Origin of the sequence: Duganella violaceipulchra (genome assembly GCF_019166075.1) — a bacterium.
Lineage (GTDB): Bacteria > Pseudomonadota > Gammaproteobacteria > Burkholderiales > Burkholderiaceae_D > Rugamonas > Rugamonas violaceipulchra.
In genome coordinates this window covers 1-9,557 of sequence record NZ_JAHTGR010000047.1, presented here as the reverse complement: position 1 = coordinate 9,557, position 9,557 = coordinate 1, and the positions used below count along the sequence as shown (strand labels likewise).

At 68.3% G+C, this 9,557-nt stretch carries 2 protein-coding genes; both read left to right on the top strand.

Translation table 11 applies throughout. From position 1 onward, the window contains the following. The coding region (locus KVP70_RS32705) for a phosphopantetheine-binding protein (protein ID WP_217946602.1) at positions 1–587 on the top strand (587 nt) is incomplete at its 5' end. Between the two features lie 2 nt (positions 588–589). Beyond that, the coding region (locus KVP70_RS32700; protein WP_217946601.1) for a non-ribosomal peptide synthetase at positions 590–9,557 on the top strand (8,968 nt) is incomplete at its 3' end.

The following is a 9,557-nucleotide window of genomic DNA, read 5'->3' as shown; positions in this document are numbered from 1 at the left end:
TGCTGAGCCATCCGGAGATCGCCGAGGCGGCCGTGGTGGCGCGCAGCGCGGAGGATGGTTCGACCTCGCTGCACGCCTATGTGGTGGCGCGCGGCGAGCTGCCGCCGGACCTGCGCCAGTTCCTGGCGGTGCGCATGGTACAGGCGGCGCTGCCGCACAGCATCGCCGGACTGGATGCGCTGCCGATGACCTCCAGCGGCAAGGTCGATCGCAAGGCGCTGGGCGCCCGCAAGGATGTTGACGCGCCGTCGACGACCGCCTATGCGGCGCCGGTGACGGCGACCCAGGAGGCGCTGGCCGGGCTGTACGCCGAGGTGCTGGGCCGGGAGCGGGTCGGCATCCACGACGACTTCTTCGCGCTGGGCGGCCACTCGCTGCGCGCGCTGATGGTGCTGGCGCGCATCCGCAAGGCCTTCAACGTGGAACTGGTGTTGCGCATGCTGTTCGAGACACCGACGGTGGCCGGCCTGGCCGCGCAGATCGACACCATCCAGGCTGCCCAGGGTGATGAAGGTCAGCTCGACCTGGACGATTTGCTGGCGGGTGCATTGGATGAACTGGCTGATATTACTAAGACTGAAGGGTAAGAATGAACAAGAATCTCTCGATCGACGCTATCAACAAGCTGCCTTTGGCGCAGCGCGAGAAACTCAAGGCGCTGCTGGAAAAAAAGGGGATCGATTTTCTCACCTTACCTGTCTTTAAGAGACCGCCGGATCTGACCCACATTCCCCACTCGTACGCGCAAGAGCGTCTGTGGGTGCATGACCAGTTCGAGCCCGGCCGGTCGTTCTACAATATCGCCTCGGCGGTGCGCCTGTCCGGTCAGATCAACCACGCCGCCTTGTGCGGCGCCTTGAACGAGATGGTGCGCCGCCATGAATCGCTGCGCACCACGTTCTCCACCGTCGATGGCAAGCCTGGCCAGGTGATCGCGCCGGTGCTGCGGGTGGAATTGCCGGTCACCGACCTGGGAGGCCTGCCGGCCGGCGAGCGCGAGGCGCGCGCGCAGTGGCTGATACAGGATGAGGCCAACACGCCGTTCAACCTGACCTGCGGTCCTCTGCTGCGCGCCGTGTTGCTGCGGATGGACGATAGCCACCATATCTTGCTGCTGACGCTGCACCACATCGTCTCCGACGCCTGGTCGATGGGTGTGATTGTGGAAGAGATGGCGGCGTTGTACGGCGCCCAGGTGCACGGCCAGCCGTCGCCGTTGCCGGAGCTGGCTATCCAGTATCCGGATTACTCCCACTGGCAAAGGGAATGGCTGCGCGGCCCGACGCTGGACGCCCAGCTCAAGTATTGGAAAAAACAACTGGACGGTGCGCCGGAGCTGCTGGCGCTGCCCACCGACCGTCCGCGTCCGCCGCGCCAGTCCTATCGCGGCACCCGCGCCCGATTCACCGTGCCTGCCACGGTTTGCGCCGGCCTGCACCAGATCGGCAAGCAGTTCCAGGTGACGCTGTTCATGACCTTGGCCGCCGCCTTCAATGTGCTGCTGTCGCGCTATTCCGGCCAGTCCGACCTGTGCATCGGCACCACCGTTGCCGGCCGTGGCCGGATCGAGACCGAGCCGATGATCGGATTTTTCGCCAACACGCTGGTGTTGCGCAGCCAGGTCGACGCCGCGGCGTCTTTCGATACGCTGCTGCGCCAGGTGCGCGGTACCGCACTGGACGCCCACGCCAACCAGGACCTGGCGTTCCAACAACTGGTCGACTGCCTGAAGCCCGAGCGCAACCTGAGCTACACGCCGATTTTCCAGGTGATGTTGGTCTTGCTGAACACGCCGATGGGCGATCTGGAACTGTCGGGATTGACGCTGCAGCCGATGGTGGCCGACCTGGCCAGTTCGAAGTTCGATCTGACCCTGTACTTCTCGGAGGAGGGCGACGAGTTGTCGGCCGGTTTCGAGTATCGCACCGACCTGTTTGACGCATCCACCATCGAACGGATGGTGAATCATTTCGGCCGTTTACTGTCCTCGATCGCGGCCCATCCATCCGCCCGTATCGCCGATCTGGAGATGCTGGACCGGGCCGAACGCCAGCAACTGCTGCTGGACTGGAACACCAATACCGCCGCCGCTGCGGTCGCGCCGGCGGCACATCGTTGCGTGCACCAGCTGTTCGAGGAGCAGGCCGCGCGCGATCCGTCGGCGGTGGCGCTGGTCCATGGGGACCGCGCGGTAAGCTACGGCGAGTTGAACGCGCAGGCCAACCGGCTGGCGCACCACCTGCGCGGCCTGGGCGTGGGTCCGGACACGCGGGTGGCGATCTGCGTCGAGCGCGGCGTCGGGATGATGGTGGCGGTGCTGGCCACGCTCAAGGCCGGCGGCGGCTACGTGCCGCTCGATCCGGCCTATCCGCAGGACCGCCTGGCCTACATGCTGGCCGACAGCGCGCCGCAGGCGGTGCTGGTCGACGGCGCCGGACAGGCGGCGCTGGCCGGGGTGGCGGATTCGGTCGGCGATGCGCCGCGCATCGACCTGGCGCAGGACGCGGCGTGGCAGGACAACTCCGACGCCAATCCTCAGGTGGCGGGCCTGGGCCCGGCGCAGCTGGCCTACATCATCTATACGTCCGGCTCGACCGGCGCGCCGAAGGGCGTGATGATCGAACACGCCAATGTGGTGCGCCTGTTCAGCGCCACGGACGCCTGGTTCTCGTTCGGCGCGGACGATGTGTGGACGTTGTTCCACTCGTTCGCCTTCGACTTCTCGGTGTGGGAAATGTGGGGGGCGCTGGCGCACGGCGGCCAGCTGGTGATCGTGCCGCTGTCGGTGGCGCGCGCGCCCGACGAGTTCTACCAGTTGCTGTGCCGGCGCGGCGTGACGGTGCTGAACCAGACGCCGACGGCGTTCCGCCAGCTGATCGCGGCGCAGGGCTTGAGCCAGGCCGCGCACCGCTTGCGCTACACGGTGTTCGGCGGCGAGGCGCTGGAGACGAGCCTGCTGGCGCCGTGGTATGCGCGGGCGGTCAACGCCGGCACGCAATTGATCAATATGTACGGCATCACCGAGACCACCGTGCACGTGACCTACCGTCCGCTGGAGCCGGCCGACGCGGCGCGTCATGGCGCCAGCCCGATCGGGCGGCGCATTCCGGACCTGCGCACCTATATCCTGGACGCGAACCGGCAGCCGGTGCCGATCGGCGTGGTGGGCGAGCTGTATGTGGGCGGCGCCGGCGTGGCGCGCGGCTACCTGAACCGCCCGGAACTGACGGCCGAGCGCTTCCTGGACGATCCGTTCGCCGGCGAGGCGGGCGCGCGCATGTACAAGACCGGCGACCTGGGACGCTTCCTGGCCGACGGCAGCATCGACTACCTGGGCCGCAACGACTTCCAGGTCAAGATCCGCGGCTTCCGCATCGAGCTGGGTGAGATCGAAGCCAGGCTGTCGGCCTGTGCCGGGGTGCGCGAGGCGGTGGTGCTGGCGCGCGAAGACCAGCCGGGCGACAAGCGCCTGGTGGCCTACATCGTCGCGCAGGCGGGCGCGGAACCGGAGGCCGGCCAGCTGCGCCTTGAACTGGGATGCACCCTGTCGGACTATATGGTGCCGAGCGCCTTCGTGACGCTGGATGCGTTCCCGCTGACGCCGAACGGCAAACTGGATCAAAAGGCCTTGCCGGCGCCGGACGGCGACGCCTACGCGCGGCGCGGCTACGAGGCGCCGGAAGGCGAGACCGAGGAGGGCCTGGCGGAAATCTGGCGCGAACTGTTCAAGCTGGAGCAGGTCGGCCGCCACGACAACTTCTTCGAACTGGGCGGCCATTCGCTGCTGGCGGTGGCGCTGATCGAGCGCATGCGGCAGGTCGGCATGCAAATCGACGTGCGCACCCTGTTCGGCACGCCGACCATCGCGGCGTTGGCGACCGCGCTGGGTACCGGAGAGGCCGATGTGACGGTGCCGCCCAATGGCATCGCCGCCGGCTGTGCGGCGATCACCCCGGCCATGCTGCCGCTGACGCATTTGACGCAGCACGAAATCGACGGCATCACCAATCTGGTGCCGGGTGGCGCTGCCAACATCCAGGACATCTATCCACTGGCGCCGTTGCAGGCCGGGATACTGTTCCACCACATGATACAAGGCGCAGGCGACGCCTATCTGCTGCCCACCCTGATCGAATTCGATAGCCTGGAACGTCTGAACGGCTTCCTGTCTAATCTGCAGACCGTGATCGACCGCCACGACATCCTGCGCACCGCGGTGATGTGGGAGGGCCTGGCCGAGCCGCATCAGGTGGTGCTACGTCACGCTCCGCTCAACATCGAGCAGGTTGAATTCGATCCGGCCGGCGGTGCGATCGCCGACCAAATGAGCAGCCGCTACGATCCGCGCGGCTACCGCATGGACGTGCGCCAGGCGCCGCTGATGCGCGGTTTCATGACCGAGGACCGGGACAACGGGCGCTGGCTGCTGCAGTTCCTGGCGCATCATCTGGCGATCGACCATACCACGATGGAAATCCTGGTCGAGGAAATCCGCACCATCCAGCTGGGCCGCGAGGCCGAGCTGCCAAGGGCGCTGCCGTTCCGTAACTTCATCGCCCAGGCACGCCTGGGCGTGAGCCGCGCGGAGCATGAGGCCTTCTTCACACAGATGCTGGCCGATATCGACGAGCCGACCCTGCCATACGGCCTGCTGGACGTGCGCGGCGATGGTTCGCGGATCAGGGAAATAGAGCAGCAGTTGCCGTCCGCGTTGGCGTTGCAGCTGCGTGCGCAGGCGCGCGCGCAGGGCGTCAGTGTCGCCAGCCTGATGCACCTGGCCTGGGCGCAGGTGCTGGCGCGCCTGTCGGGACGCCGCGACGTGGTGTTCGGCACGGTGCTGTTCGGCCGCATGCAGGGCGGCGCCGGTTCCGACCGGGTGTTGGGCATGTTCATCAATACGCTGCCGGTGCGCATCAGCGTCGACGACCGGGGCGTTGCCCAGGGCGTGCGCGGCACGCACACGCTGCTGACGCAGCTGCTGCGGCACGAGCATGCGTCGCTGGCCCTGGCGCAGCGCTGCAGCGGCGTGGCGGCGCAGACGCCGCTGTTCTCGTCGCTGCTCAATTACCGCCACAGCGTGGTCGAGGCGGGCGACGCGCAGCAGCAATCCAATGACGCCTGGGTAGGCGTCAATGTCATCGGTGGCGAAGAGCGCACCAACTATCCGCTGACCTTGTCGGTGGACGATCTGGGCGAAGACTTCGTATTGACGGTGCAGGTCGATCAATCGATATCGGCCGAGCGCGTGGGCGCCTATGTCCAGGAGGCTCTGGCACAACTGGTGAACGCGCTGGAAACCCGGCCGGCGGCGGCGCTCGATGCGCTGAACGTGCTGCCGCAGGACGAACTGCGGCTGATGCTGGAACAATGGAACGCCACGGACGCGGCGGGGGAACCGGAGCTTTGCCTGCATGAGCTGTTCGAGCGCCAGGCGGCGGCGAGCCCGGAGGCGGTGGCCGTGAGCGATGAGCGCGACAGCCTGAGCTACCGCCAGCTCAACGAGCGGGCCAACCAGCTGGCGCGCCATCTGGCGGCGCTGGGCGTGGCGCCGGACGCGCGGGTGGCGGTGTGCGCCGAGCGCGGCGTGGGCATGGTGGTGGCCTTGCTGGCCATCCTGAAGGCGGGTGGTTGCTACGTGCCGCTCGATCCGGATTATCCGCATGAACGGCTGGCCTACATGCTGGCCGACAGCGCGCCACTGGCGGTGCTGCTCGACGGCGCCGGCCGGCAGGCGTTGGCCGGCATCGGCGGCGATGCGCCCCGCATCGACCTGGAGGCGCAGGATGGGCCATGGCGCGCGCAGGCCGTGCACAATCTGGCGCGGGGGGCGCTGACGCCGTCGCATCTGGCCTACGTGATCTACACCTCCGGTTCGACCGGGCAGCCGAAGGGCGCGATGAACGCGCACGCGGGCGTGGTCAACCGCATTGTGTGGATGCAGCAGGCCTACGCGCTCAGCGCGCGGGACGTGGTGCTGCAAAAGACGCCGTTCAGTTTTGACGTATCGGTGTGGGAATTCTTCTGGCCGCTCAGTTGCGGCGCGCGGCTGGTGATGGCCAGGGCGCAGGGACACAAGGACCCGGCGTATCTGAGCGAGACCATCGAACGCGAAGGCGTCACGACGCTGCACTTCGTGCCGTCGATGCTGCAGGTGTTCCTGGAACACGGGCGGTTGAGCGCTTGCGGCAGCGTGACGCGGGTGGTGTGCAGTGGCGAGGCCTTGCCGGCGGCGCTGGCGCAGCGCCTGCATGGCGGCCTGCCGGGCGCGCAGCTCTACAATTTGTACGGCCCCACCGAGGCGGCGGTCGATGTCACGGCCTGGACCAGTGTGGCGGGCGATACGCGCGCCATGGTGCCGATCGGGCGGCCGATCGCCAACACCCGCATCTACCTGCTTGATGAGGCGATGCGTCCGGTTCCGCTGGGCGTGGCCGGCGAGCTGTATATCGGCGGCGTGCAGGTGGGGCGCGGTTATCTGCATCGACCGGAACTGACGGCGCAACGCTTCGTCGCCGATCCGTTTGCCGGCGTGGCCGAAGCGAAGCTGTACAAGACGGGCGACCTGGCGCGCTTCCTGGACGATGGCAATATCGAATACCTGGGCCGCAACGACTTCCAGGTCAAGCTCCGTGGCTTCCGCATCGAATTGGGCGAAATCGAGGCGGCGCTGGCCGCCTGCGCCGGCGTGCGCGAGGCGGTGGTGCTGGCGCGCGAAGACCAGCCGGGCGACCAGCGCCTGGTGGCCTACGTGGCGGCCCAGGACGGCATGGAGCTCGACATCGCCGCGCTGCGCGCGCAGCTGGGCCGGACGCTGTCGGAATTCATGGTGCCCGGCGCCTTCGTGGTGCTGGATGAGCTGCCGCTGACGCCGAACGGCAAGCTCGATCGCAAGGCGCTGCCGGCGCCGGACGGCGACGCCTACGCCGCGCGCGGCTACGACGCGCCGCAGGGCCAGGTCGAGGAGACGCTGGCCACGATCTGGGCCGAGCTGCTGCAACTGGAGCAGGTCGGCCGGCACGACAACTTCTTCGAACTGGGCGGCCATTCGCTGTTGGCGATACAGATGCTCACGCGCGTGCGCCAGGCGTTGAAGTTGGAAGTCCCGCTGGCGGCGGTATTCCAGCATCCGCTGTTGCGCGAGTTCGCGGCCGCCGTCCAGCAGGGAGCGCGGGCGGAACTGGCGCCGATCGCGCCGGCCGACCGCAACGCGGCCTTGCCGTTGTCGTTTGCGCAGCAACGCCTGTGGTTCCTGGCGCAGATGGAAGGCGTCAGCGAGGCCTATCATATCGCCGGCGGCGTGCGCCTGGTGGGGACGCTGGACCGCGCCGCGCTGCTGCGCGCGCTCGACGGCGTGGTGGCCCGGCATGAGGCACTGCGCACCACTTTCCGCCATGTCGACGGCGCGCCGGTGCAGGTGATCGGCGCCGCCGATTGCGGGATGGCGGTAGTGGAACACGACCTGCGCGGGCACGCGCAACGCGAGCGGGAGCTCACGCGCCTGAGCGCGATCGAGGCCGGCGCCGCCTTCGACCTGGAGCGTGGGCCGCTGATCCGCGCGCGCCTGATCGCGCTCGGCGAGCGGGAACATGTGCTGCTGGTGACGATGCACCACATCGTCTCGGACGGCTGGTCGATGGGTGTGCTGATCAGGGAGCTGGGCGCGCTGTACACGGCGTTCCTGCGCGACGCTATGGACGGCCTGCCGCCGCTGGCGATTCAATACGCCGATTACGCGCTCTGGCAGCGCGACAACCTGCAAGGCGAACGCCTGCAGGCGCAATCGGACTACTGGCTGCGGACGCTGGCCGGCGCCCCCGGCTTGCTGGAACTGCCGACGGACCGTCCAAGACCGGCGCGCCAGGATTATGCCGGCGCCGCCATCGAGGTGGCGTTCGACGCCGCGCTGAGCGCGAAGCTGAAACGCCTCAGCCAGCGCCATGGCGTGACGCTGTATATGACCATGCTGGCCAGCTGGGGAGCGTTGCTGTCGCGCCTGTCCGGTCAGGACCAGGTGGTGATCGGCAGCCCGATGGCCGGGCGTGAACGCGCCGAGCTGGAGCCGCTGATCGGCTTCTTCGTCAATACGCTGGCGCTGCGCCTGGACGTGGGCGGCGCGCCGACGGTGGCCGGACTGCTGCATCATGCGCGCGACCAGGTGCTGGCCGCGCAGCGCCATCAGGATCTGCCGTTCGAGCAGATCGTGGAATTGGTGCAGCCGGTGCGCAGCATGGCGCACGCGCCGCTGTTCCAGGCAATGTTCGCCTGGCAGAATACGCCGGAAACCGAACTGGCGCTGCCGGGGTTGACGCTGTCGGGGGTGGCCGCCGGCCAGGCCAGCGCCAAGTTCGACCTGTCGCTCAATTTGCAGGAGTCCGAGGGCGCCATCGTGGGTGCGCTGGAATACGCGACCGCGCTGTTCGACCAGGCGACGATGGCGCGCTACGTTGGCCATTGGCGCACGCTGCTCGAAGCGCTGGTGGCGGACGACGCCGTGCTGGTGGCGGATCTGCCGCTGTTGAGCGAAGCGCAGTGCGAGCAGATCCTGCTCGACTGGAACGCAAGCGACGCCGCCTATCCGTCCGAACTGGGTGTGCACCAGGTGTTCGAACAACAGGTGGCGCTGCGGCCACAGGCCGTGGCGCTGGTGCACGACCAGAGTACGCTCAGCTACGCGGCACTCAATGCGCAGGCCAACCGCCTGGCGCACCAGCTGATCGCGCAAGGGGTCGGCGCGGGCGACTGCGTGGCGACCTGCCTGGAGCGCTCGGCCGGACTGGTCATCGCCCAGCTGGCGATCCTGAAGGCCGGCGCGGCCTATGTGCCGCTGGACGCGGTGCTGCCGCCGGCCCGCCAGGCGGCGATGCTGGCCGACTGCGGCGCCAGGCTGGTGCTGGCGGCGCGGCCGCTGGCGCTGCCGGCGGCGCTGCCGCAGCTGCTGCTCGATGACGCGCGCATCGCCGCCCACGGCGACGGCAATCCGGGCCTGGCCTGCGATAGCGGCGCCGCCGCCTATGTGATGTACACCTCCGGCTCGGCCGGCACGCCGAAAGGGGTGGCGGTGCCGCATCGCGCGGTGCACAAGCTGGTGGTCAACAACGGCTACGCTGATTTCACGGCGGACGACAAGGTCGGCTTCGCGGCCAACCCGGCGTTCGACGCCAGCACGATGGAGGTCTGGGCGCCGCTGCTCAACGGCGGCGCCGTGGTGGTGCTGGACCAGGATACGGTGCTCGATCCGGCGCGCCTGTGCGCGGCGTTGCGGCAACAAGGCGTGACGGTGCTGTGGCTGACGGTGGGGCTGTTCAACCAGTACGCCGACGCGCTGGCGCCGGCCTTCGGCGGCCTGCGCTACCTGATCGTCGGCGGCGACGCGCTCGACCCGCAGGTGGTGCGCAAGGTCTTGGCAACCAGCCGTCCGCGGCATCTGCTTAACGGCTACGGTCCGACCGAGACCACGACCTTCGCCACCACCTACGAGATTGATGAAGTGCCGGCCGGGGCGCGCAGCATCCCGATCGGCCGTCCGATCGCCAACACCCAGGTGTACGTGCTCGATG